Consider the following 25922-nt stretch of genomic DNA (forward strand, 5'->3'; position numbering starts at 1 on the left):
TTTATTGTGCACTTATATTGTATATTCAAGAGTAAAAAAAACACCAATAGCTGTGTAATTGGCGTTTTCAGTAGTCTTCTAAATATTTTTAAAAGGGGTATCGAGTTATGTGGAACTTATTCAGAACTTCCTGATGATGGCTCGGTAGTAGCATGATAGTTATTTGCCTGGTCAATCATATCTTGCACATAAACACCCAAGAGTGTGTTATAACCATTTTCATCAATATTACTATGAAATTCAGGATTTACCCTTGTTTCTTTCGATGATTCGGGAACTCCAGCATCTTGTTGTTGTGCAGGTGTTGTAGGGGTACTTCCAGCTACCGTATTGCTGTTACTCTGAGCTGATTCACTAACAGTAGCTTGAGTAGAGCTTGAACTAGACGATGATGGTTTCGTAGAGGATGAGGTTTCTGTTTTTGAGGTGTTTTTGTTTGTGCTATCATCTTTAATCTCGATTAACTTCTCATATATTTTTTGCGTCAAAGCATTTTGTTGTGAGGCCGTTAATGATGCTGCGACACGAATAACAACTGTTCCGTATACATAGTGTGAACCAGGGTTGATGACAGTTGGCAGGCCATCGAAAGCACTTAAATAGTCATTTCGTTTTTTGGCATCTTCAGCCGTTTTATAGACCTCAACACATCCACCTGCATCTGTACCTTTTGCAACTAAATCAGCTCCAGCAACTGGATTAGTCACTTCATTGTCAGAGAAATAAACTGCTGCCGTATAACTTCCTTGCTTGTTTAAACCTTGGTTTGGATCATTATCTTCTGTGGCTGACTGAACTTCTGAAATCGTATCAATTTCCTTAAGACGACTTTCCACAAATGTATTGGAAGGATTGGTAATTTGTTTTAACTGCTTAACACTTGTTGAATACTTCTGGTTTTTATCATTAAGATGTTTTATTTCTGTCGAGTAGTTAATTGGTTTTTTTAGTGATTTAACTTGTTTATTGATGTCGCTTGTTTTCTTTTTGATTTTAGGAATTACTTGCTTCTTCTTTTCAGCGGTTGAGACTTCGTTTTTTAGTTCAACCGTCAGATTTTCGTCTAAGGGCTTATCTTTACTACTAAGTAGTTTCTTAGACACTTTAATTGTTTCCTCTAAGCTACTGTTTTCTTTTTGAATTTTAGCTGTCACTTCATTAAATGACTGTACCGCTCTTTGATGTGGTGAAATTGCAAGTACATAGTACCCTATACCAAAACATAATAGTACGATAAGAGAAATTATGACACTTTTCTTTGTATCAATTTTTTTCATAAAATCAAATTTCATTTTCAATCTCCAAAATCAAGTCTTCAGGATCCCAAATAGCTATCAGGGATTTACTATTAATTATTCTGTTTTATTATACTTAAATATTCTAACATTTTAAAGTAGTCTTTTGATTATTATTCAAGAAAATTACTGGAGTTTAGAAGTTTGGGATCCTGTTTATCAACGATACTAAATAAATATTTCCTTTTTTTGAAGTTAAGAGTATGAGGTAATTCAATGTGTTAAGAAATAATTCATTCTGACTGAGATGAAATAGGGGTTCACTACACGTCAATAGATGTGAGAAACCTTGATTTTAAGCGATTTTTGAAATTCTAAATTTCACTACATTGCAACATAAATCAACCGAATCACTACCTTTTTCACTACCTTTTTTGAAATAAGAATAATGATTCGGATATATAAAAGAAGAGGAACTTTAGTATGAAGCTCCTCTTTTTTATTTGTTCTTTTACTTACAAATTGTGAGACCTGGTTGGAAACACTTTTATTTGAATAAGTTTCAATATCCGCTTAAAATCAATGTTTTCCCACATTTACAGAAAACAGAATTTCATCTAATTTGAATCAATTTCAGTTGAATGGTATGAATTTTACCCTAAAAATACACAAATTGAGCTAGATTTTACCAAAAAGTTCCCACCATTTAAATTGTTATAACTTTATACATTTTATAATAGATACAAATTCATAATGAAATTAAACGATAAATTTCTATAACAATTGTTTCAAAGTAAAAATTTCAGTGAATAGTCATTCTAAATTATCACGTTTGAGTAATTCTTCAAAAATGATTTGAAACACATCTTTCTCAATAAAACTCTTTAATAATCTTATATTTTCAAAAGAACCCACATGTTTCATATACGTTTCTTTCAAACCATAATTATCTATAATTTCCTTATCTGCTTCTGATAATTGAGAGATCACATCATCAAAAATATTATCAACTACTCTAAGCAGTTCAATTTCTGTTAAATTTTGAAATTCTATCTTTAAATCAATCCTAGAAAAGATAGGAAGGCCAAGTTTTTCAGCAATTTCTTGATCATTACTAAAATTTGTTGTCAAAATAAATATACAATTAGAAACATCTACCAAGTAATTTATATCTTCCAACTCTCCCTCATCAAACATTTGATAAAAAACATTGTATAAAGCGCTATTTACCTTATCAAATTCATCAATTAATACAACATTGGTTTCTCTGGATAATAAATCTTTAGCTAATGAATTTTTACCGTGAGTATCTCCGAATATATATTTGTATGCTTCCTCAGTTTGCATCATCGAAAATTGTATTCGAGTCAATTTTCCGTTAAAATATTCGCTCATTGTTTTAGCTAATTCAGTTTTACCAACTCCTGAATTTCCGTAAAATAACATGACAAGAGGAGACTTATTTGTTAGGGTACTTTTCTTTAGTAGACCAATTGAAATATCTTTTTTAGCTTGCTGTTGGCCTACAACATTAGAAGAAATCATATGATTATAGAAATCAATAATTTCCTCATTATCTATTCCCCGATAGTTTGAATAGTATTCTTCTATAATATTATCAAACTGAACTCTCAAGGAAGTCTCTACTCTCTTGGGAGGATTTTGTATATAAAGATGTTGAATGTCATGTCCTAGAAGTACAATATTATTAAAATTTGATATCACGTGATCCGTTACAGAGGCATAATCATCAGCAAAAATAACAACATTTTCAATCTGTTTTTCGCCAAATCCATCTGGAGCATATTGTGAGGCATTTATATCATTGGCTCTCACAGTAATATTATATTGTCGAATAAGCTCCATAAATGGAGTGAAGTCTTCAACGGCTCTCTCTTTTAATAATTTATTAAAATCTCTCTTAGAACCTTTAAAAAGTATAATACTATCCATTTAGTTCACTCCTGCAAGTATTACATCATAAACTGGATATTTCTGTTCTGGGCAAATCCTATCATTTTCTAAAATTCCGGTAAAAGATAGATTTTTCTGTTGTAAATTAAACTGTGTCTCAAAATTTAAGTCACTAATAGTCGTTGCACCGACTTTTATTGAATAAAGTTTAAGAGTCATTTTTGTTAAATCATGAATTCGATAATTATTTTTAAAAGAATTGATATTAAAACGGAAAATTCTCTCAATTTCGTGTGCTTTATTATATCCTATAAGTTCAAAATAACCTTTAATCTCTCTAATCCCAGAATTAAGTTTAGAAAATGACATTGATACATTTTCCATCCCATCTATACTCTGGGAACCTTCCATCATTTCTGAAATTGGTGCAATCATAGCAAAATAAGACATCGAATCCTCACTTATTTCTAAAGTATAATTTTCTGTAATATCAACAAGAAAATTCTTCTTGCGTAACTCTACAGTATCTAAAAAATCATACAATAGAGAATTTTCAAGTATTGTCTTTGCTATTTTATTTCCTTGAATTCCACCTGAACTAGTAGCAGAAAGAGTAACTGAACCACTTAGTCCTGTCATTTTTTCAAAAATTGTTTTTAAAGCACTATTTTTACCAATTGTTCCTTCAGCATCAACTTCCACACCCGTTTCACCTTGTAATGTTGTCATAAGTTCAGTTGTTTTCGTTAATTTTCCCTTGGATTCAATCTGTAAAAAATCCATTGCTGATGATTCATCGAAATAAATTACTTTTTTTAATGTACTCATAAATTAACCCTTCGTCACTTATCAATTTCCTCCAGCTCTCTCAACCGTTCCTGTCCCAACTTCAACATCTCTTCCTCCACTTTACTCCATTTTCCGAAGAGGCATTCTTGTAGAACTTCTGCTGCTGAGGTTTGATCTACTTGCGAATCATAAACGCACGATTGATCTCTTTGATAAATTTGAATTTGTCTAAAAAGCTGATCCTTTTCCAACTCCCGTAAATTCTCAACCAAATGTTCTACAATTCTATCATGGTGTGCTTTAGGAGTTGCTCTAGCTTGACTAGGATTTATAGCATAGAGCTCTTCATAACGTATCAAGGTGCTGAGATAGGACAATTCCGGCTTGGTCGTAATCAGTGCAAGTGAGACTTGGTAACCTCTAATTGCCAATAATTGTGCCGTTTTTCTAGGAACTTCTGTTGTTCTCAAGGTGCCCTCGATTAACAAATGATAACCTTGTTTACTCAATTCATCTACGAGATATTCAACCATTTTTCCCGCAAACACTTTGGTATAATCCACACTATCTTTGCCATACTTTTCCTGTAGGCTAAGGTAGTTCGGATGAAAAGAGCGATAACTATCTCCATCAATGATAATGATATTACCTTGAAATTCCCTTTGTTTAATACGATGAATCGTTGTTTTCCCAGCACCACTCTGTCCACCTAGCAAGATAGCCTTGGGCTGAGACGAAGTTGTTTTACCACGAGTTAAAGAACGAACGAGTCGTCTGGATGCTCGTTCAAAATCATCTTGACTAAATTCTTCTAGTTTCATTAAGCCACCACCAGATGAGTTGCTTGTTCTAGCATCCGTTCAATGCCATCCAAATAGCCATTATATCGCTCTACTTCATCAACAGTCCCCACAAGATAAATCTTCGTGTTCAGCAAATCAGACAAATCATCGCTCATTAGAACCCAAGGATTAGAAGTATCATCAAATGCAATTCCTTGTACATCTTGAAAACGATAAAGTTGCGCTAAGATATTCACCCCTCGTTCTTTAATTACTTCAATTTTTAGAGTGAGCTGGTAATCTTCTACTGGCGTGAGCATCTTTTCCTCTCCTACAATATCTATATAGGAAACATTAAATTTCTGACAAATACGATCTATTAATTCTGTTGAAACTGAACTTGTCCCATTTTCATAACGACTCAGACTATTTCGAGAGATACCAATAATCTTTGCGAACTCAGGTTGCGTTAAATTCTGTGTTTTACGTAACGTTTTTATATTTTCTCCAATCATGTAACTCCTCCTTTTATTTATTTCTATTATAGCACAAAATTTAGAAACGCACCAAAAATGGTGCATTGTTATAGCTGAGAGATAAAATGTCACACATTCAATTATTGAAGAAAAAATCACTATAAGGCTGTTCAAAAGTCTTTGAGGGTATAAAAAATAAGAAAACTACAATTGAAAACATATTAGAGATAGGAATCTATGGTATACTAGTGATAATAAATAGTTATCGTAGGAGAAATCTAGCGTGAATAAAAAAAATAAGAGTTTTTTTGAGTAGACTTAATCCGTTTACTAAAGAACAACAGTACTTTATAGAAAAATTAAAAAGCACCTTAGATAAGTACAATATCGAAAGTATAACATTGCAAGCAAAAGATTATTCACCATATGAATCTCTAACAGTTTTGAATGAATTATATTAAATAATAACAAAACGTTGATATTACAGCGTTTATAGCATGCTAAAATAACAATACCAAACCTTTACTGAGGTGAATAGGAATTCACTACGAATCAATACAAAAGAAAAACGCTGATTTCAAGCGTTTTTCTTTTTGATAAATACAGTAAATTGCACTCACTGTATTTCAATTCAAACTCTACTTTTTTCGTAAGATCTGGTTGCATAGCTCATAGCCCTAGATAATTTCAAAACATTGTATTTATCACACTTTTCCAAATACTCAACAATTACATTAGTTTACTGAAATTGCTTCGGCTTACTCATTAACTCACTTTTGAAGTTTTCGTAAGAGTCCGGTCCGCCATACTTTTCTTTTATATCTTCGTATTTGGCGAAATATCTATCAAAATCTCTATCAAATGTTCTTTGTGACTCAATAATGTATAGAATTAACTTACTTATTTCGTCGAAAGATTTTCTCAATCGAATCACTTTCATTAAATCTAAAGTTCTAATTATCTCTGTGGTATCCTCATTGAAGTTTTGTCTAGTGTTATCAAATGCATATAAAACTTCCCCATGGGCAAATTTATTTCTCAACGAGTATAGTTCGTCTAAATCACTAGAAATATAGTTTTTTATTTCAGTGTATCTAAGATATGCAGTTTTATAGTTCCTTTCCAAATTTTCATAGGACACTTCATAAGTTTTTTCAATACAATAGTCTATCAATTTCTGCCATTTGTCAATAAATGTAGTTGCTGCAAATACTGAATTCCTTAAACTATCGTCTGCATGTTATGAATATATAATTTTATATAAGTAACATTCTGCTACTACTGTAGATGCAATCGTTAAAGGACGCAACAATAATTTTTCTTGAAGCTCTTTATTTGATCTAATACAATCCTTTATTAAACGAAAAATCAAATCATACTCTTTTTTGCATTCTCTTAAATTTTTAGTTTCATATATAAATTTAGTCACTTGATTCATAAGCACTCCTATTCAACTCGACATGCCTAAACATACAATACTTTTATATGCTTGGGCACGTCGGGAATCGAACCCGAATAAAGATTTATGAAATAATTCTTTATGTAAGACCACTTGACCACACCACATTAATATATGATAATTGAAAAGTACACTTGACTTTTGATGTACTTTTCTTAAATCAATAGTTTAAGTTTATTCTTCACTTTATTTTAGGTTCTTCAATTTTTGTAAGTTTTTCATAGAAGAACAGTAAGCCGACAATACGATAGTGGTCATCATCAATAGGTGTTCTTGCTTCATCTTTTTTGCTTGATACAGCATTCAAGAATACTGATTATGCTTGGGAGAAAGAAATGAATAATACTACAATAATTATAGATGGTACATTTGATTCTGAAAAAGTTATCAAAGTTTCTGGTAAGGATGCAGAGATACTTAGTGCATATTTAAATGTCATTGATAAACTGCACACTATCGAAAACTTTATAGGAATCCACGTTTTAAATTTCAATCAAATTTTTTACCATTTTGATTTAGATCGAGCTGGAACTGCCCGGAAGGTAAGAGGAATAGTTTCTGATGAATTTGTTTTAATAAATTCTTTAACCATAAACTTTATTACAAGTGGAAAAACCCTTATTGATGTAATTGAACAGTTTGATAAAAAATCAACCAAACAAATTAGTAAATTCATTAGTTCGATATACGATAATAACTTTTCATATAAATTAGCTACAACTTTACGTAATTTTGCTTTGCATGGGCATGTTCCTATATATTATAATCATGGAAAATATAGTTTTAACTTACAATATATTCTCCGTGAAGGGTCAAAATTCAAGTTTAGCAAGTCATTTATAAATTCATTAATTGATATTGCAACAAAAATACAAAAAGAACACGGAGATATTGCAAATATAGCTTATACTTCGACTATTGCTAACTACCAATATGGTGTTTTCCAAATAATTCAAGTTTTTTTACAGAACAATAAAAAGTTTTGCAATGACCTCTTTTACCAAGCAGAGAAGATAATTAGTGACCAACTAGAAGAAAATACTAATATACTATATTTTGAGGTCTTTGATGAAGTTCATTCTATTAATGTTTCCGATATGAGTGTATGGTACGACAAGTTAATTACCCATATTTCCAACGAACAAGACAACTTTGAAAAGATTTTTTCTGAATTAATTTTAAAAAAATAACTATATATACTTAGCAGGCTTTAATGTCTGCTTTTTTAGAAGGTAATTTCATTCAAGTTATTTTACTAGATGAACAAACACAAGAAATTCAAATCATGATTAGTAATTTTATCAAATCAGAAATTCAACACACCAGAGAATTGCTTGGAACTGACTCGCCCTTTCTTAACAAGAAGCAAACCTGCGAGTATTTGAAAATTTGCTACTTTCTTTACCCATTTATATTCTTAAATCTTCTTTTTAATTGACTTTCTCTTACTTAAAAATAAAGATAGTGTACCTGTCCATCCTTGGTATTTTCTTTATTGAGTTTAAAGATTTTTTTTGATTCCGGTGCTTAGTCATTCTAAATTTGCCTTTCTTTATGCTTCCGTTTCAGAAAGCCTTTCGCTATCCCACATATAGGCGAAGGGTTTTCCTTCTTGTAAACGAGCCACACTCTTAGATGTCTTATTATTCTGATTTCATCCCTTCTACTTTGATCGAGTAATTCTGATAATTTTTGACTAGTCACAAATCTGTTTGTTTCATTTCCTTTATTAATCTTGTTAACAGAAGTGGCTGATACTAATTGAATTCTGTAATCAAAGTTTCTTTTCGTTTAATAAAAAAGTTTTGGAATATCTACTTTGAAAATTACTAGAGAAAAGAAGTGAAGTGTTGCGCGTGGTATAAGAGTCAATACTAAAAGGATAGCATCATTACATGCTATCCTTAGGTCGTCCTATGATTATTGTGCAGGTCTCAAGGTTGCTGCTACTGTTCTAATAGAACTTTGTGTAAGTTCATCTTTTCTTTCTTCATCTGTGATTACACGAGGTTTTGGAAAGTTCTCGATAGGCTTTTCATGTTCTTTGGCTTGCTTTTTGGCTTGTTCAAGTCGTTGGTGTTGAGCTTCTGGACCCCAGTCTTTTTCTGCAGCAATCTCAGAGACCATAAAGGCACTATATCGATATGCCTCTGGAACAATCGTCTGGATTTGTTCTTTAGTGAAGTGGTCCCCCTCACTATAATCGACGACATCCCAAATTAGTCCGCCATTACTATCTTCTCGTGCTGCAAGGAAGTGTTCGCATCCAATAGGATTTGAGAGATTGATCATAAAGAGTTCTTCAGACCATTCTCCAGTCATTACAGCATCAATGAATGTTTTATATTCATCGTCCGAGGCAAAATTTAGATGCCCTTCTTTTTCAGCTTTTTGAGCTTCACATAATACCTCAAATCGTTCCTGGTATAGTGAGAAATTGTACTGCTTCAAAAAACTTGCTTGTTCTGTTGTTAAAATATTTTTCTTCATCGTGATTACCTCTTATTCTAAGTTAAATGTCAGTGTTACTTTAGTCAATGGGATGTGTTTAAGTCCCCAAAAGCCAGATTTTAGCAGCACTTTGAACATACCAGCTACATTTCCTTCTGTATCTTGTCTAAACTTTTCATCTCTGATTTCCGTAAGACCTTTAAATTCATGAGAAATACTACTAGCAATAGATAAACGCATCGACTCTTTGATATTGTCTACGGTGTCAAATCGTCCTCTGATATTTGCATTGTGTCTATCATCAAAAATGATTTTATTGATCTGACCTTTGCTGAAGTTTCTTAAGGCAATAGCTACAACATAAGGAAGTGCAATTCCCAATGTAACTAGTGGGTGTGTCAGAATATCAAAGACAATACCTTTTAAAGTGGTGATAAGTACGATATAAGCCAATGCACCTATCAATTTAAAGTAATTAACTGACATCGTAAATTTATTTTTTCGATTAGCTAATAACAAACCAATACATACATAAACTACTAGTAATACCAGGGCGACAATATGAATCGTCTTTGTTGAAACATTGAGAATATTGTTTGCTAATAACAGGACTGAAGTGGCTGTTATAAATATGATTTCAAGGAAATAAATACTTTCAGCAAACCATTTCATCAGTAACATGAACATTAATTTATTATTTTTCAAAAAGACACCTTCTTTCTACTTATATGGTCTTGATTTCATAAGTCCATAATTATATAAATTATCAGTCCTCATATAAGCAACAACTTCCTTCCTAGTTCGTTTTAAAGTACTTTCTAATTATAGAAAAACAAATATCTATTTGTAACCTAGTGACACCCCCAAGAAAAAAACACAACTCTTGTGAGCTGTGTTTTTAGGGAATTATGAATTTAGAATAGGGAAAAGGAATTTTAAGAAGTGGGTGCTATCTTAGTACTCTTTACTACGTTTAGAGAAACCAAGCATGCCAAGTGCAGTAGTCAAAATAACTGCACCTGCAGTAGCAATAGCTGAAGTTGATTTTTCACCAGTATTAGGAAGAACCTTAATAGCTTGTTGTTGGACAGGCACTTCTTCTACTGGAGTTACTGGGGTAGAAGTAGGTCCGCCAGACTCTCCTACTGGTGCTGCTGGTGGTGTATCGAATGAAACAAGATTTGATTTATAGGCATTACCAAAATCAATCTGATAGAAATCATTTTCTACAGTAGTACCTGCAGGGACTTGCAATGTAGCAGGGAGATTAACTGTTACATTATTATTTTTTAAAATGTAGTCTTGGTAATAATCTACTGGATTTTTGGCTACCCAGAGATAGAATTCACCAGTTGGGTTAAGACCAGATTCATTTAGGATCTTGTTGATGGCATCAGTACGTCCTTCATCCGAAAGTACGTGATACATATCAAAGAGGTCTCTGACATCTTTGTTTTGACTATCGATAATAGTAATAGCATCTTCATCTACAGTGAAAGCACCATCTTGGACATCATCGAGGAGTGCAAATTTAAGTGCTTGTTTAGATGTAGCCATATCTTTGTATGGGCTATAGTCAGTCGTCAAATGGAAGGTTACTTTATCATCGTCAGTAGTTTTGCCGTCGATGTCATTTCCACTTGAATCTGTAACAGACTTATGTGGCTTAGGTGCCGTTGGTGTCTTGTTAGTGACAGTATTAGAGAAGGTTTCATACCCATTGCGACCAGATTTATAAGTATTATCATAGAAGCCGTTGTCATCAGAGGCTACAAACTTGATAGTAGGTGCTTCAAGAGTTTTACCTTCATATTTAGCCGTAAATGTGTAGGTCTTAGAAGAATCATCATAGTCAACGTTCCAACCTTTAGCCTCATTTTCAGCTTTGTTGGCTTCGATGTTAGGAACTTCTCCAAATTCAAGAGGATCACGTGTGGTCACGGTATCGCCAACTTTTGCATTCGCAAAGATGTTTCCATTATTCAAAACGTAGGTATGTTCATCATTTTTAGGAATCATCTTACCATTAACATTTTCGCCGTCGCTGTTGAGGACAGTTTTAGTTACAGTTGGTTGGTAGTCCATCTTGTAATCATGATAGCTTACAGATGGAATTTCTGGTTTAACAGGCTCACTAACCTTTTTAACTGTAGCTGATGGAACCACGTTTGGATTAGTGAAATCAAGACTCAACTGACCATGAGTATTGATAATCCAGTTATCATCAATGTTAAGAATTGGGATAATACCAGTAGTTTCGCCTGGTTTCAAGACATAGGACTTGTTAAGTGCAATACTACGATTGATATCTTCCGCAAAGCTTGAGTTCCCGTCGTGGTTTACTGAGTAAATCTCTTCCCCGTCAGTGTAAACGTGGTAGTTAAGATTTTGGTTGACACCAGTATTCGGACGGTTACTTGTATAAGAGTAGTTCCACAAATCGAGACTATTAAGTGTTACAGTTGTCGAACCGTCTCCGTTAGCAGCAGACGTGAAATTAACCTTACCATTAAGGGTACCTGTACCCAAAACACCCAAGCTATCATTAGATGAGTCATTCATATCATGCGTGAATGAGAAGGTTCCGTCAGGATTAACACTACCATTTTGAACAGAGTTCCCGTAAGTCAATTGATCAACATTTTGTGTTGTCACACGTCCATCAACATTAACGTTAGCATTATCCTTCATAGCAGCATAATCTTTGTTAAATTTGTCGATGGTTTCTTTGTTCGAAGCAATCTGCTTGTTAACCTGTTCAGTATAGGTGTTGTAATCACCTACATTATTACCATCCCCACTTGAGATTTCAGTAGCTTCAGCTTTAATAAGTCCATTACTATCTTTAACCGCTTTGTCTACTTGGGTTTCAAGTGTATCGTGTGCTTTGTCAGCTGCATCATAGGCTGATTGGCGTCCAGATGCGTCCTGGGTAGCTTGTTTGATTGTAGCTACTTGTTCATTTTGGTCGGTCTTGATTTCAGCTTGCTTTGTTGCAAGATCTTCAGTTGTGGTTGGTGTCCCTTTGTCTTGCGTAGCATCTTGTGTCACTTTAACCCCACTATCTTTAGCGGTAGCAACTGCATCTGTGACAGCTGTGTTGTCGATAGTTACCTTTTCAGCTTCAGTAGATGTATTAGCCTTTTCAGCGTAAGCATTATTATCATTAGTACTTACTGGCTGTGTAGTAGCTACTTCTGCTACTGTTTCAGTAGGTTGTGAATCAGTAGTGTTTGTTGCAGTCGCTGTGTTTGTTGGAGTAGAGACATCTGAAGTCGCAGCAGCTGTAGCTTGTGACATAAGACTGTCTGCGTTTGCTTGAGAGGTCGCCACTGGTTCTGAATTTACAGGAGCTTCAGTTACTTCATCTGCGGATGCTTGAGAAGTTCCTCCAACGATTGCTGCAGCACCGAGTGCAAGTACACCTACTGCTCCATAGACCTTATTTTTACGAATAGAGCCATGTCCTTTCGTGTTATTTGAGTCTTTAAACATTTTAAATAATCACCTTTCTTAGTTTGAGTACCATTTATCTTGTTTCACAGCTGTTCGTTGAAGACCAAGTGCTGCCAAAATCAAGAATCCAAAGGTAACGAGTTTTGTTCCAGCTTCCCCTGTTTCAGGAAGTGTTACCATTTCTCCTGCCTCGGTCTTAACAGAGACAGTTCCATCCTCATTCACTGCTCCTCCTGCCTGTGAAGCTGGAACTGAGGCTACAGAACCATCGAAGTTTTGTACGACAAGATCACTATTGTTTGTTGAGACAACTTTATAACCAGTATTTGTAACGACTGGTTGACTAGGAGTCACATTAAGTACAACTTGTTTTGTTGAAGGAGAAACGTCCCCTGGTTTAGGTGCTTCTTGAACATTTGTGTCGCTAACTTTAGGAGTTTCTTCAGATTTAGGTGACTCAACCACTTTGTTTGAAGTAGTTGTTGAAGTTGAAGCTACTTCTGTACGACTATCTGATTTATGTTCAGTAGGCGTAGAAACTCCAGTTCCAATAGTCCCGTCAAGAATGTGAGGTGTACTTGTAGCTGTTTCAGACAGTTCTGGAGAAGTTGATGATTTCTCAGAAGATGTTGTTCCTTCGCTACTTGGCAAACTTACACCTGTTCCAGATGTTCCATCAGATACTTTTGGTGTTTCTGAACTTGTTGAAGAAGATTCAGCTGAAGTTGATGAGCCACTAGGTGCTTCAGAACTTGAAGCGTTATTCCCTTCAGTTGGTGATGGAGCTGGTGTGGCAACAGTTGACCCTTTATCATTAACAGTATTTGTTGAACTTTCACTGCTACTGCTAGTGTTATTTTCACTATTATGGTTAGTATTAGCAGTATCCGTAGCGTTAGGCTTAGTAGGAGTTTCAGTTACTGTGTGCTCTGAAGGGGTAGGTGTTTCTGATGCAGTTGAAGTTGTATCAGAAGTAGAGTTTCCTTCACCTCCTTCAGAGGTAGCTGTAGACGTTTCAGCAGTTGTACTTGCATTTTCAGAAGTCGTAGGTGTAGCCTCAGAAGTTTCTGATGTCTTCCCTTCGTCCTGACTTGGCGTAGTAACACTTGGTGTTGTAGGTGTGGCTACACCTGTACCAGTAGAACCGTCAGTTACTTTAGGTGCCTCAGTTGTTACACCTTCATTTTTAGGAGTGTCAACTTTAGGTGCTTCAGCAGTTGGGACATCTGTGGTATTGGTACCGGGTGTCGATGGTGTTGATGAAGCGGGAGGAAGAAGTGTATCGGAGTTTCCAGTCGCAACAGTAGCATTATCTGTTGGTCCAGTTGGTGCGGCAGTTTCGTCTGCTGATACCCCATTATTAACCAAACCTGTTGCTACAAGGGCTGTTAAAAAAGCTCCAGATTTTAGGATCATTGAACGTTTGTTTTTATCCATGAATAAGCAATTTCCTTTCTTAAAAAATTACAATTAGATGATAGCAAAAGTCATCCCTTACTCAAACCCAGTGACACCCTATGAATACACAAAAAAAGAGCAGTATGCTCTTTTGTAATCTATTCATGAAATTTATTGTTGTCTAATTAATTAAGACCTTTTTGTTTCTAGTACGAAACGCTCAAGCTCCCCCTCAAACTTATCGAGTAATACAGTATAGGACAGAATAGATACGACAATCCCAAAATCATTAGCGAGTAACTTATTGAAAGTCGCATTTAAATGTACCAGTTGTTCGTCCGTTAAAGAGGATGCCTCATCAATAACCAAATATATAGATGTATCTTTGACTTCTACGTTTAACAAAAAATCTATGAAGCTATCAAAGTCGCTAAACGATAGGTCACAATTTACTTCTTTTTTATTATTGCCATTAAAATAGACGATAAGATTATTGGTGTTTTCACTTAAATATTCAATATAATTTCTTGCGAGGTAGGTCTTTCCAGAACCAACCTTTCCAAAAATATTAGTTATCCTATTTCGTTTAGACATTATTTGGAAAATATCTAATAACGTTTCTGAGGGTTCGACTAACAATTTGCTATTATACCGCTTTATGCTAACTTTATTATTAATATCTTTCATGTTCTTTTACTCTCCTCCTCCCATTATAACACGTTTCTCAGTGACAAAATTGTAAAGCCAAGACCACCTATACTAGGTATTACTAATATTAGAGGAGCCTTCGTTATCATTAAGCAATAATTTGAAATAAAATGTTCAATGGATAAGTTGAATAAGTTAAGTGAGGAAAGATCAAAAAATAACCATGATAAAATAAGTGTCTGCATGAAGGTAAATGAAACAAAGCAAAAAATAATTGCTATAAACTTACTGAACGTTTTCATATTCTGTTCTCCTATCTATATAATACAAAGCCCTACCTTTTCAGCCAATTCATCATGGCTAAAATAATGGACAATGTATTTCAAATAACCTTTCATTACACCGCGTCCTTCATTACCGTAAATGTCAGTCCAAGTCCCCCAAAAATACACAGAACTAAAAGTGGAGGAATCTTTGTGATAATGTAGAAAACTCCTGAAAACATAAAATCAAAGGATAAGTTAAATGATGAATAATTTAAAAATAAGAAAGATAAGATAAGTAACTGAGCAAAGGTAAACCAAGCAAAGTAAAGAAAGAAAACTATACATCTACTAGAAGTTCTCATGTTATATTCTCCAATCTATATATCATAAAGGGAAGCTCTTGAAAAGCATATTAATTAAAAGCTCGTCTACGCATTGAGATCCCAATTTCTTGCCAAGATACCTCCATATCATCAGAGAGAGTGTCTCCTAATAGGAAAACGGACTTATTATGGAATAGAGCATCAAATCCAATGTCTTCATAAAAGAGTTCTTCGTCATCGTATTGAAAGCCAGAATCAATATCGAATTCATTATTAAATATAGCACGGCAAATAAAGTACGCACCTAGACCATAGTAAGTAATAGGTTCATTGGAACCTTTAGGTATGGTTTCAAAGCGATAGTACTTCTCTACTTCAATGGAGTCTTGAGCATTGACTTCAATAGGCTTAAGATAACAGTACCCACGACTAGCGAGAGCTTCATCTAATTGCTGATGTAGAGGGCTTTTTTTATGAGCAATGAGACCAGGGATGGCATCCGAATTACTATCGATAAAGTCACACGCATTCAGAAGAATTAAGCCTTCTTGAAAAAAGTTGGGACTAGTCTGTCTGTCTAGCCACTCACCTAAAAATCGGTTAATACGAGGTGTATTCATAATTTTCTCCTTTCATAGATTTTTAATCGTCTTTTCTTAAACTAAAATTAGTGTAGCACAGAGGAAATTACAAGAGCAAGCGCAGAGAGCCCTAAATTTTTAAAAGTCATATAAAATGAACTATTTTTTAGACGTTGCTTTATCAACTTCAAGGTTTACTTGATAAATTCCTTTTTCTTCGTTGAAGGAAAGATAAGCGTAAGCATCAAATGGGCCATATTTACCTTCGATGTTCTTGATAAGGTTTGTTCGTCCTTTATCAGATAAAAGGTCACTGATTTGTTTCTTGGTGAGTGTTTTTTTCTTGTCTTTAATAAAACCTACAGTGATCCAGAAGTTAAAGCTACAAACAGGTGTTGCACCTACTTCTCTTTCTTCTTTTGATAAGATATTATCTTCACACTGAGCCACTTTTGATTTTCCTAGGACTTTGACGGCCTTTCCACATAAAGGACAGTTACCTAGTTTACCATCAGCTTTTGCTACTGCTTGCTCGATAAAGTCTTGGAAAGGAGTGTAATCAGTTCTATCTACAGCATTAATCAGATTTTCGATGAGGTTGTTGTGAGGATTCTCAATACCTAGATACCTATAGATATTTTTCAGGAATTTCTCTTGTGTATTGGTCCCTTCAGCTATTTTACTGAGTGATTGCTCCCATATTGCTGTTGTTTCTGGTTGAGATAAGACACGTTCATCTTTAAGTGTCTCACAGATCAACCAACCAAGTTCAGATAAATAGATTTTTCCTTGCTTGACTATCACCCATTTATTAACGACGATTTCATCCAGTATTACTCCCCTAGTTGCTGCAGTACCTAAACCTTTGATTTGTTTCATGATAGCGATAAGCTCTTCATCATCTAGGTCCCGGCCAGCAGTTCTCATTGCTCGAAGCCAGGTACTATTCGTGTGGCGAGGCGGTTTTTTAACATGTCTTTCCGCTGGCACTAGGTGCGAAGTGACAGTATCGTTAGTTTGAACTTTAATAAGCTCCCTCGCCTCACTTTCTTCTATCACTCCATCAAGCAGGCTCGCACTATCTTGGAATAGAGCTTGCCAACCAGGGTTTTTAGGGACTTGTCCTACCGTTCTAAACCTTCCAGCTCCTACCTGAGTAATGATTGTCGTCTGTTCATACTGGTATTTCGGGAAAAACATGGTTAGTGTTCTTCTAATAACTGCTTTGTAGACAATCTTCAGTGTATCAGGAAGAGCTTCTACTTCTTCTTTAGTGGGAATTATTGTAGTTGGAACTACTGCTGAGTGGTTTGCAGCTTTCTTGTCATTTACAAAAAAGCCATCTGGACGCTCTGGAAATACTAAATCCTCTTCACTGAATCCAACCAATCGAGCTAATGCTGGTGCTTGTTGCTTCAATGTCTCATAACGTTCCCTAGAAATATAAAAAGACAAAGATCTTGGGTACGTGATTAGTTTCCTCACCTCATATAATTCTTGGCAAGGGCCTTCTAGAACTTCTTTTGCTGTCAATCCTAAGAGTTTACCTAATTCTTCTTGTATCGAGTCAAGGCAATAAAGCCTTGGTGGTCGTTTTTCTTTCAGTTCAACTTCATGTTCAACGATAACACCTTTGTTACTATCTCCAATAATTTTTGGATTCTGAATAAGCTTTTCCCAATCTTCTTTGGTAGGACAGTCTCCTTCCCAAGGTTCACCCTTCTTGTTACCTTTAGAGTACGGAATATCAATAGGAATATAATTACCCTTGTAGATGCCATTAGGATGTTCAAAGGTTGCTTCTAATTCCCAATAAGTTGTTGGGACGAAATCTCGGATGGCTAATTCTCTTAAATAGATCAAAAATAGAGCTACGGTTTTGATTCTACCAACTGCAATCTTACCGTCCTTACCTGACCTATCCAATTTCAATCCTATCTTATCTTCTAATAGGAGACTTAAAGCACGGGAAGCATTCATCCCAAGAAGCCAGTCAGCAATAGCTCGCGTTTGTGCTTCAATAGCTTGCAAGACTCGATAGTCTATTTCACGTAGTTTTTTCACTCCCTCTTGAATCTTTGTTGGTGTTAATTCATCTACCCAAAGGGACTTGATCATTTTCTTTGGACCTTCCTGGTCTAAAATACCAGTCATAAGGCTAATACTATAGGCAATATGACTACCTTCACGGTCTATATCGGTAGCCCAAACAATCATCCTAGATTTGTCAAAGAAATCCTTAACCTTCTTGAACTGCCATTCTTTCTGTGTCATAACCTTATATTCAAATTTTTCAGGAATAATAGGTAAGGTGTCCAAACGCCACTCTTTCCATTCGGCTTTATAGTCTTCTGGTTCTTTCAACTCTAGCATATGACCTTGAGCCCAGATAATCGTGATCAACTCTCCATTGTGGTAAGCAGCATTTTTAAATTGAATATAACCTTGTTTTTTATATTTTTCATCTAGTTGAGTTGCAGAAAGTGTATTATCTGCAGCAAGGGCCATATAGTAGGCTATTCCTTGGTCTCTTTTTTCTGCTAAATATGTAATCATAAGCGAATTCTAACATAAAGAAATTCCCTTTTATAACCCAGTGACATGGGATGATTTAGTGAAAAGACACCAAAAAAAACCGAAGCATAAGCTTCAGCTTTTATAGTCTCAAATCATCAGTCAATACGACATTGATAGGTTCTTCAGTATCTTTACGATACCTCTTCAAACATACTAGTGAAACAACTACCGAAAGTAAAATCAATAAGACACCACAGACAACCATTGCAAAGACCTGTTCAGGACGAGTGCCATAGTTCTCAGTATAGTTCAATAGTGATGCACTACTTTCCATTTTTTGAATAACATTGGGAACAAAGTTCCAGGAAACAATTGTAAAGACTGCTAAAAAGAGCAACATTCCAAACGCCCAACTTAGAACGTAACGTTGCTGACGAGTCATAAAGTCACGCTGATTGTACTCTTCAACACATAGTCCCTTATATTGTCCATCCTTAGTGAAGAAACGTGGTTCTTCTCCGTTTTTGATACGTCGAATATCACTTAGAATTTCAGCACTTAGATGTCTAGCCGGTAACTCTTGAGCTAGTTTACTTTGTTCTTCAATATTTAACCCAGAAACCTCATCTGTATATTTTAAAAGAAATTCCTTAGTCTGTCCGTCATATAATCTAACCAATTTTCTTAAAAGACGCTTTGTTTCTTTTTCCATATATCCTCATCTCCAATCATTCTTTAATCAAATTCTCTTACTATCACTAATTCTTTAATCCTTGTGCTATGGCACTATTATATCAAGGATTAAGCAGATATGCACTTACACAAGGACAAAAATTCCTATTAGAGTTAAATATATAAAGAAAAGCTCCATCTCATGATGAAGCTAAACAAGATATGTAAGACGTATTGACTACTTCTAGTCATGTCCATGTTCAGCATGGTCAGCTTCAGCTACTCCATGAACTGACGTTACTTCTATTTGAGTTGTTCCCATAACGTAATTCCCACAGAAATAGAGTTTCGCTCCGTCTGGGTTAGCAACCTCAAGGACAAACTGACGAACATTGTCTGCTTTGGCTTTAAATACTTGCGTTTTAGCATCAGAGTACTTATAACCTAGCATGAATTTCGCTACAAGCTCATACTGCATCTTAGTGCTAGTAATCGTTAAGTGATTTTGATAATTTGGCTTAACATCGGTTACGTTCTGAACAGTCTCAACATAAGAACACATTTCTTTCAGTGCATTCTTTACAGTTTGCGTATCAGCATCATCTGCAGGTGTTTGTGTTTCTAAGGTCGCAAGTGCCTCTTTACGCCATTGCTCATACTTATCTTCCTTTGGAATATCTTCCGAGGAGGAATCTTCAATCACCTGTTCGGTGCTAGGGGGTGTTGCTTTTTTCTTCGGTTCATTCTTCTTCATTAACGCAGAGACCAAAAACATGACTCCTAGTGCAAGGAAAATGACCACTAAAATAATAATGTATTTATAATCTTTTTTCATGGACTTAGTATAGCACCTTTCTATATATTAAAAAAGAGACTTAGGGGGTGTCACATCCCCCAAGTTATATCTAGTCACTTGACAGTTGGTTAATAGAGTTAAAACCCACTAAAATACAGTAGAAATATATGGTATAATGACACCGAGTCTATTTAGAAAGAATTAGTAGTAATGAACACTAGAGAACAGAAAAAGCAAGCCAAGGCTTTTATTAAGCGTTGGGAAAACCGTGGTAATGAAAGACAAGATAGCCAGTCTTTTTGGCTAGACCTACTGCAATCTGTTTATGGGATTGAAAACCCAACAGAATATATTACGTTTGAAGATAAAGTGATGTTGGATCACACCAGTTTTATTGACGGTTTTATCGATAAAACAAAGGTTTTGATTGAACAAAAAGGGTCAAACAAAGACCTCAATAAAGCTATTAGACAGTCTGATGGTACTTATCTTACGCCTTTCCAACAAGCGAAACGTTATTCAGCTAACGTCCCCTACTCTAGACGTCCTAGATGGATTATTACTTGTAATTTCAAAGAGTTCTATATCTATGATATGGAGCAACCTAATGGTGAACCCAAAGTTGTTCAATTAGCAGACCTTGATAAAGAAGCCTATCGACTAGAATTTCTCGTTGATAAAACCAACGAACACCTAGAACGTGAAATGAAAGTCTCAATGGAGGCTGGGGAAATCGTAGGTGAAATCTATGACGGATTGCTAAAACAATATGTCAATCCAGACAATCCAGATAGTCTACATGCGATTAACCAACTTGTCGTACGCCTTGTGTTTTGTTTGTATGCAGAGGATGCTGGTATCTTTGGACATAAAATGATGTTCCATGACTACCTAGCTCGTTTTGGAAGTCGTGACTTTCGCCGTGGGTTAATGGACCTCTTCTCTGTCTTAGATACACCGGTCGACACGCGCGATCCCTATCTTGATAGTGAATTAAACGCCTTCCCTTATGTAAACGGTGGAATGTTTGCAGAGAATAATCTAGAAATCCCTAATTTCACCGATGAACTTCGTGAGCTTATTCTTGAACACGCTTCTTCTGGCTTTGACTGGTCAGAAATTAGTCCGACAATCTTTGGTGCGGTATTTGAATCAACTCTTAACCCAGAAACACGTCGAAGTGGTGGGATGCATTATACTTCGATTGAAAACATCCATAAAGTTATTGATCCATTATTCTTGGATGAGCTAAAAGAAGAGTTGAACGAAATACGTCAATTTAAGCAGCCTAAGACGGTTGAACAAAAGGCAAAACAGTTTCAATCTAAGCTAGCAAGTCTTCTTTTCTTCGACCCAGCTTGTGGTTCTGGGAATTTCTTAACTGAAACATACGTCTCTCTTAGACGCTTAGAAAATGAAGCTATTAAGCTATATATGGGAGATACTGTTGCTTTGGATCTCGGTCAAGATTTAGTCAAAGTAAAGCTGAAGCAATTCTATGGTATTGAGATTAATGATTTTGCAGTTTCTGTAGCAAAAACAGCTCTCTGGATTGCAGAAAGTCAAATGCTGGAAGAAACTAAAGATATTGTATTTGCAAATATCGACTTCCTTCCACTTAAGTCATATACCAATATCGTTGAAGGAAATGCTCTAGAGATAGATTGGGAAAGTGTAGTTCCCAAAGATAAGCTAAACTATATCATTGGAAATCCACCGTTTGTCGGAGCTAATGGTGTCAGTAAATCCCAGAAACAAGAATTAATAAACTTGTTTGGCGAAAAAAGTAATGCAGGAATTTTAGATTACGTAGGAGGATGGTATGCTAAATCCGCAATATTAATTAACGATACAAATATTAGGTGTGCATTTGTATCAACTAATTCCATTTCTCAAGGTGAGCAAGTTTCTGTTTTATGGGACTTCCTATTAAAGAAAAATATTTCTATAGATTTTGCGTATAAAACTTTTGTATGGAATAGTGAGGCAAAAGAGAAAGCAAAAGTCCACTGTATTATTATTGGATTTAGCTCAGTGAAACAGAGTAAGTTAATCCTTTTTGATAAGGACAACAAAGAAATTGTCGAATCAATTAGTCCATATCTAATTGAAGGAAAAATGATCTATGTAAGGAGAAGAAACAAGCCTATATCCCAAAAGTTACAAATGTCTAGAGGTAATCAACCAACTGATGGCGGGCATTTAATAATTAAAGCAGAAGAGTATGATAGTTTTATCAAATCTGAACCAACAGCAAAAAAATATATAAAAAAATTAATAGGTTCTAGGGAGTTCATTAACAGTTTAGATAGATATTGTTTATGGCTTGTAGGAGTTTCTCCAAAAGAATTACGTTCCATGCCTAAAGTCTTAGAACGTGTAAATTTGGTTAAAGAAATGAGACTAAACAGTTCGGCTTTGGGTACTAGAAAATTAGCGGAGAGGTCTCATGAATTTAGAGAAACTAAAAATCCAAATACATATCTAATTATTCCAAGAGTTTCATCAGAGAGTAGACGGTACATTCCAATTGGTTTTTTAGACTCTGATACTATTCCTACAGATTCAGTAACAATTATTGAAGATGCTTCTCTTTACGACTTCGGTATTCTAACTTCAAATGTACATATGGCATGGATGCGTACAGTTGCTGGACGTCTTAAATCAGATTATCGCTACTCTGCCAAAATCGTATACAATAACTTTCCTTGGCCTGAAGTAACAGACGCCCAAAAAGAGAAAATATCTAGAACAGCTCAAGGTATTCTTGATGCACGTGCACTTTATCCAGATAGTTCATTAGCTGATTTATATGATGAACTTACTATGCCAGTCGAACTTCGACGAGCTCACCAAGCTAACGATAAAGCAGTTATGGAAGTCTATGGCTTAACTAAAATAGTTGATGGTAAAAAGACCTGGCTAACTGAGAGTGAGACAGTAGCACGACTATTTGAGTTGTACGAGCAACTTACAAACAGCAAACCATAGAACAAGAGACATTTCGTTATAAAATCCTCTCCTTACGAAAAAAACCATCCTAATAATAGGTTGGTCTTTTTGTTTCTTCTTATCTCCTTGCCTCTCTATACAAAATAGCAGCAAATGATTCTGTGACAATTTGTGGGAAATTTTTGTAAAATTCAAGATGCCCCAGGACAGCAAGGTCATAGGTTGTATTCTCATCAATAACATCTTGAGCCATGCCTCTAAAAATACTGGTCTTTCTGATCCACTCCTCGCCTCTCTTAGTCTTCACAATTAATATATACCGTTTCCCCTTCTTGGTTTCTCGCTCTTCAACTGATAACCTTACCTTACCATAAAAAAGGAACATATTGTCTTCATCTGCTTTATCAAACCACCCATTCATAGATTTTCTTCGGATTGCTCTTCGGTTAGACTGGTGGGGTCTTGCTCCTATATTTATTACTAATGGATTCTCTTTTTCATCATTAAATGCGTTTTTATTGTCCCTTATTGACCCAGGCAACAATTTATTTAACATTGCTTCAAGTCTATCATGTACTTGTTCGGGTGTTAATGTTGCTACAAATTGCTTAACTGCCCTATTTGAAGCTAGGTCATAATTATACGAACAACCTTCTTCATGGTTTGAGGTTGGAAAGGTTGATAAATACGCTCTTGTTCCAGATGTTTTATGTGTAAAACTTAATTTTGCTTTCTTGCATTCTGGACACAACATTTTATCTCGGTATTTTGAAATATCCCCTTTATTCTGTTCATATTCTTTTTGAACTTCATATAAACTATGGAACTGCTGGTCGTCAACATATAAAAAATATTCATAACTATGATTAGGCATATAAAAGGCCCTCCTTATTGAAAACAAATATGTGCTTTTTCAAATTCTATTATAACTTTTCTCATAGAAATTAACAAAGAGCCCTAGTTTTAGTTAAAATTTTTCTCGTGACCGAAATTTAAAACATCAAGCAAATAAAAAGGAGCCATCTTTTGACTCCTTTTTTGTATTTACATAATTATGTTTATGTATTATTTTGCCTTATTTTCACTAACAGTTAGGTCAATTAGGGATAGATAGCTTGGAGATAACCTACCATACTAAATTATTCTTTAGATGGTGCTCCACCTTTTTGAGTCTTAGGATCAATCACCATACCAACTTGAGGTTGGGTATCCCCCAAAATAATTGACGCTGGACTTAAGAAATCACCATACTGGAAGACTTTCGTTTTCCGACGTTCAAAGTGAATATGTGGTCCAGTAGCTGCACCCGTTTGTCCAACATATCCGATAAGTTGGCCTTTTTTGACCTTATCCCCTTTCTTAACAAGAGGAACATCACGCATATGACCATAATAAATTATAGTGCCATCTGGAAGAGTGTGCATCACGTGGTTACCGTCGATATTCATCGCCTCTTCATTGACCTCTACTACTTCACCGTCTGTTACGGCATAAATTGGAGAGCCTTCTGGTGCTGCAAGGTCTATTCCTGTGTGTCCTGAACCTGCATTTGGACCGCCAGCATTAGCTGATGCACCGAAAAGTTGGGTAATGGTATAAGGGACATCAAGGGGCTGGCCTGTATCTGTGCTAAGATTACTACTATCACTATCACCACACGTATCTGCATCTACTTCTTCCTTGTCATCATCCTTATCTTTCTTGTCTTTTGATTCTTTTGGACGATAGACATAGACTTTTCCGTAGTCCATAGTAATACGGTCTCGATATTGACCATAATTATTCTCAGCAATCCCGTCGGTTGATGGAGAACATTGGATAATATTCTCCCTATCCTCAACTAGCATGGTCTGTCCTTTATCTCCAGAACTACTACCTTTCGTACCCCAGATAATGACATCCCCTTTTTCACGGTTTTGAACATCATCTTTGGACGACCAGGCACCCTCATACACTAACTCATAACCATTGTCTTTCAACCAATCGTGTTCTGAATCGGTATCTACTGGAGAACCAGATTCTTTAGCACCACCGTCAACAAGGGCATAGTATAAAGCAGATGAATGGTCATAGCTATCTGGTCCAGTACGAGCATCACGAGAATACTTGACCTTCCCTAGCTTATCCTTATACCACTTGATAGCCTTATCAGTATCAATAGACTTTTTGTCTTTATCACTGTCTTTTTTGCTATCCTTGTTGCTAGAGTAACTTGATGAACTGCTTGAACTGCTATCGTTATCATTGTCTTCGTTGTCGCTATCTTCTTCATCGTCGTCACCGTCATCATCATCTGAACTTTGACTACTTGACGAGGAGTTATTGGAAGAAGTTCCACCACCACCAAACGCCTTTTGGAACTTGGCATCATCGTACTTATATTTACTTGCTTCGAAGGCTTCCGCAAACTTCCTTGCATCCGCCTTCTTTTGCTCTGGTCTGACATAAGCCATATTACCTCGTTCGTAGGCATTCCATGCCATAGCAGTTTCATCGATATTGGTTTGTTTAGCAAACTCCTGGAATGACCAGTTATGGCCAGATTCGTCATAGGCTGGGTTCCAGTCACCTTTCGAGATGGCATCAATAACAAAGGCAACCATCTTATCAGCATCTTCCCAGTCTGGACTATTTAAAGGTGCATATTTCGTGAAGGGGTCAAACTGGAAGATTCCACCACCACCAAGTGTGTTAGACGTACCACCTGTCGTTGGAACAGCTCCCTTAGAAATGGAGTCATTGATACCACCACCATAATGTCCTTGGGCACGTCCAATGATGTCATAGCCCCCTTCAGAGTTTGCCCAACCAACAGGACCTGCAGCAGATTCCCCAGACAGTCCGGCATTCACTAAGGCCATAAAGACTTTGTGGGCATTTTCATAGGCTTTTGTCCCCTTCGTAAAGGGATCAGAATCGCTTGCAGATGATGAGTCAGTTTTAGTAGAAGTCGATTGAGGCTTAGAGCCATCATCATCTTCTTCATCATCGTCTTCTTCATCGCCATCTTTTTGGTAGGTTACACATTGGGCGTTAGTCTTGCCACCTTTCCCACCGGAAGTACTAATCGTCCCCATTAAACCAGTGATAATTGCAATTAAGATAACCGCAAAAGTTAAAATAGTTCCTATAATAATGGTTGTCTTCACTCCAAAAATCGTCAGTAGAACTCGAGCAGCTTTATCACCTATTCGTTTCAAATATCTT

The 25922-nt window shown here is 35.7% G+C and carries 20 protein-coding genes and 1 pseudogene; 3 read left to right on the forward strand and 18 right to left on the reverse strand.

The features are described 5' to 3' along the window. Positions 1-116 precede the first annotated feature (116 nt). The 7 genes from HMPREF2877_RS01045 to HMPREF2877_RS01075 all read right to left on the reverse strand — a co-directional run bounded on the left by HMPREF2877_RS01045 (position 117) and on the right by HMPREF2877_RS01075 (position 6634). Positions 117-1292 (reverse strand): hypothetical protein, encoded by a 1176-nt coding sequence (locus tag HMPREF2877_RS01045; RefSeq protein ID WP_207185677.1) that lies wholly within the window; start codon positions 1290-1292, stop codon positions 117-119. Between the two features lie 756 nt (positions 1293-2048). Continuing rightward, on the reverse strand, positions 2049-3188 hold the full coding sequence (locus HMPREF2877_RS01050) for an AAA family ATPase (protein ID WP_070578089.1): 1140 nt from the start codon (positions 3186-3188) through the stop codon (positions 2049-2051). Then, positions 3189-3977, reverse strand: coding sequence for a DUF6414 family protein (locus HMPREF2877_RS01055; RefSeq protein ID WP_070578092.1), 789 nt, complete (start codon positions 3975-3977; stop codon positions 3189-3191). A 14-nt stretch (positions 3978-3991) separates the two neighbouring features. Then, positions 3992-4759, reverse strand: coding sequence for a type II toxin-antitoxin system toxin PezT (pezT, locus tag HMPREF2877_RS01060; RefSeq protein WP_070578095.1), 768 nt, complete (start codon positions 4757-4759; stop codon positions 3992-3994). Next, positions 4759-5235, reverse strand: coding sequence for a type II toxin-antitoxin system antitoxin PezA (gene pezA, locus HMPREF2877_RS01065; protein ID WP_070578098.1), 477 nt, complete (start codon positions 5233-5235; stop codon positions 4759-4761). The genes pezT and pezA overlap by 1 nt, the downstream gene beginning before the upstream one ends. 700 nt (positions 5236-5935) lie before the next feature. Beyond that, on the reverse strand, positions 5936-6337 hold the full coding sequence (locus tag HMPREF2877_RS11040; protein ID WP_218108088.1) for a hypothetical protein: 402 nt from the start codon (positions 6335-6337) through the stop codon (positions 5936-5938). A 99-nt stretch (positions 6338-6436) separates the two neighbouring features. Then, on the reverse strand, positions 6437-6634 hold the full coding sequence (locus HMPREF2877_RS01075) for a hypothetical protein (protein WP_070578103.1): 198 nt from the start codon (positions 6632-6634) through the stop codon (positions 6437-6439). A 356-nt stretch (positions 6635-6990) separates the two neighbouring features. Here HMPREF2877_RS01075 and HMPREF2877_RS01080 point away from each other — a divergent pair, with 356 nt between their 5' ends. Both HMPREF2877_RS01080 and HMPREF2877_RS11115 read left to right on the forward strand, forming a co-directional pair. After that, positions 6991-7845 (forward strand): hypothetical protein, encoded by an 855-nt coding sequence (locus HMPREF2877_RS01080; RefSeq protein WP_070578106.1) that lies wholly within the window; start codon positions 6991-6993, stop codon positions 7843-7845. A gap of 50 nt (positions 7846-7895) precedes the next feature. Then, positions 7896-8045, forward strand: a pseudogene (locus tag HMPREF2877_RS11115) (DNA-binding protein); the annotation flags it as partial. Between the two features lie 530 nt (positions 8046-8575). Here the strand turns inward: HMPREF2877_RS11115 and HMPREF2877_RS01090 are convergent. From HMPREF2877_RS01090 to HMPREF2877_RS01130, 9 genes are all read right to left on the reverse strand, one after another. Next, positions 8576-9145, reverse strand: coding sequence for a hypothetical protein (locus tag HMPREF2877_RS01090; RefSeq protein WP_070578112.1), 570 nt, complete (start codon positions 9143-9145; stop codon positions 8576-8578). A 12-nt stretch (positions 9146-9157) separates the two neighbouring features. Then, complete coding sequence (locus HMPREF2877_RS01095; RefSeq protein WP_070578115.1) at positions 9158-9811, reverse strand: hypothetical protein; 654 nt, start codon at positions 9809-9811, stop codon at positions 9158-9160. Positions 9812-10060: 249 nt separating this feature from the next. Beyond that, a complete protein-coding gene (locus HMPREF2877_RS01100) occupies positions 10061-12601 on the reverse strand; it encodes an SspB-related isopeptide-forming adhesin (protein WP_070578118.1) in 2541 nt (846 codons plus the stop codon). A gap of 18 nt (positions 12602-12619) precedes the next feature. After that, positions 12620-13999, reverse strand: a complete 1380-nt coding sequence (locus HMPREF2877_RS01105) for a hypothetical protein (RefSeq protein WP_070578122.1) — start codon at positions 13997-13999, stop codon at positions 12620-12622. Positions 14000-14149: 150 nt separating this feature from the next. Then, positions 14150-14647, reverse strand: a complete 498-nt coding sequence (locus HMPREF2877_RS01110; protein ID WP_070578125.1) for an AAA family ATPase — start codon at positions 14645-14647, stop codon at positions 14150-14152. A 639-nt stretch (positions 14648-15286) separates the two neighbouring features. After that, complete coding sequence (locus tag HMPREF2877_RS01115; RefSeq protein ID WP_070578129.1) at positions 15287-15817, reverse strand: hypothetical protein; 531 nt, start codon at positions 15815-15817, stop codon at positions 15287-15289. Positions 15818-15937: 120 nt separating this feature from the next. Beyond that, a complete protein-coding gene (locus tag HMPREF2877_RS01120) occupies positions 15938-18334 on the reverse strand; it encodes a DNA topoisomerase (RefSeq protein WP_256262902.1) in 2397 nt (798 codons plus the stop codon). 100 nt (positions 18335-18434) lie between these two features. Next, positions 18435-19007, reverse strand: a complete 573-nt coding sequence (locus HMPREF2877_RS01125; RefSeq protein WP_070578135.1) for a hypothetical protein — start codon at positions 19005-19007, stop codon at positions 18435-18437. 204 nt (positions 19008-19211) lie between these two features. Further along, positions 19212-19802, reverse strand: a complete 591-nt coding sequence (locus HMPREF2877_RS01130) for a hypothetical protein (protein WP_070578138.1) — start codon at positions 19800-19802, stop codon at positions 19212-19214. A 171-nt stretch (positions 19803-19973) separates the two neighbouring features. Between HMPREF2877_RS01130 and HMPREF2877_RS01135 the strand changes: the two genes are divergently transcribed. Next, complete coding sequence (locus HMPREF2877_RS01135; RefSeq protein WP_070578141.1) at positions 19974-22754, forward strand: DNA methyltransferase; 2781 nt, start codon at positions 19974-19976, stop codon at positions 22752-22754. A gap of 79 nt (positions 22755-22833) precedes the next feature. On the opposite strand, the gene HMPREF2877_RS01140 is transcribed toward HMPREF2877_RS01135, so the two are convergent. Both HMPREF2877_RS01140 and HMPREF2877_RS01145 read right to left on the reverse strand, forming a co-directional pair. Next, positions 22834-23589 (reverse strand): hypothetical protein, encoded by a 756-nt coding sequence (locus HMPREF2877_RS01140; protein WP_070578144.1) that lies wholly within the window; start codon positions 23587-23589, stop codon positions 22834-22836. A gap of 265 nt (positions 23590-23854) precedes the next feature. Continuing rightward, positions 23855-25915, reverse strand: coding sequence for a phage tail tip lysozyme (locus HMPREF2877_RS01145; RefSeq protein ID WP_176745175.1), 2061 nt, complete (start codon positions 25913-25915; stop codon positions 23855-23857). Positions 25916-25922 lie beyond the last annotated feature (7 nt).

This window comes from Streptococcus sp. HMSC072D03, assembly GCF_001812855.1.
GTDB classification, from domain to species: Bacteria; Bacillota; Bacilli; order Lactobacillales; family Streptococcaceae; genus Streptococcus; species Streptococcus salivarius_D.

Coding starts and splice junctions, on each gene's coding strand:
- HMPREF2877_RS01110 (WP_070578125.1), bottom strand. CDS start 14,647: ATGAAAGATATTAATAATAAAGTTAGCATAAAGCGGTATAATAGCAAA.
- HMPREF2877_RS01080 (WP_070578106.1), top strand. CDS start 6,991: ATGAATAATACTACAATAATTATAGATGGTACATTTGATTCTGAAAAA.
- HMPREF2877_RS01130 (WP_070578138.1), bottom strand. CDS start 19,802: ATGAAAAAAGATTATAAATACATTATTATTTTAGTGGTCATTTTCCTT.
- HMPREF2877_RS01120 (WP_256262902.1), bottom strand. CDS start 18,334: ATGATTACATATTTAGCAGAAAAAAGAGACCAAGGAATAGCCTACTAT.
- HMPREF2877_RS01050 (WP_070578089.1), bottom strand. CDS start 3,188: ATGGATAGTATTATACTTTTTAAAGGTTCTAAGAGAGATTTTAATAAA.
- HMPREF2877_RS01140 (WP_070578144.1), bottom strand. CDS start 23,589: ATGCCTAATCATAGTTATGAATATTTTTTATATGTTGACGACCAGCAG.
- HMPREF2877_RS01075 (WP_070578103.1), bottom strand. CDS start 6,634: ATGAATCAAGTGACTAAATTTATATATGAAACTAAAAATTTAAGAGAA.
- HMPREF2877_RS01105 (WP_070578122.1), bottom strand. CDS start 13,999: ATGGATAAAAACAAACGTTCAATGATCCTAAAATCTGGAGCTTTTTTA.
- HMPREF2877_RS01090 (WP_070578112.1), bottom strand. CDS start 9,145: ATGAAGAAAAATATTTTAACAACAGAACAAGCAAGTTTTTTGAAGCAG.
- HMPREF2877_RS01115 (WP_070578129.1), bottom strand. CDS start 15,817: ATGAATACACCTCGTATTAACCGATTTTTAGGTGAGTGGCTAGACAGA.
- HMPREF2877_RS01135 (WP_070578141.1), top strand. CDS start 19,974: ATGAACACTAGAGAACAGAAAAAGCAAGCCAAGGCTTTTATTAAGCGT.
- HMPREF2877_RS01055 (WP_070578092.1), bottom strand. CDS start 3,977: ATGAGTACATTAAAAAAAGTAATTTATTTCGATGAATCATCAGCAATG.
- HMPREF2877_RS01100 (WP_070578118.1), bottom strand. CDS start 12,601: ATGTTTAAAGACTCAAATAACACGAAAGGACATGGCTCTATTCGTAAA.
- HMPREF2877_RS01045 (WP_207185677.1), bottom strand. CDS start 1,292: ATGAAATTTGATTTTATGAAAAAAATTGATACAAAGAAAAGTGTCATA.
- pezT (WP_070578095.1), bottom strand. CDS start 4,759: ATGAAACTAGAAGAATTTAGTCAAGATGATTTTGAACGAGCATCCAGA.
- pezA (WP_070578098.1), bottom strand. CDS start 5,235: ATGATTGGAGAAAATATAAAAACGTTACGTAAAACACAGAATTTAACG.
- HMPREF2877_RS01125 (WP_070578135.1), bottom strand. CDS start 19,007: ATGGAAAAAGAAACAAAGCGTCTTTTAAGAAAATTGGTTAGATTATAT.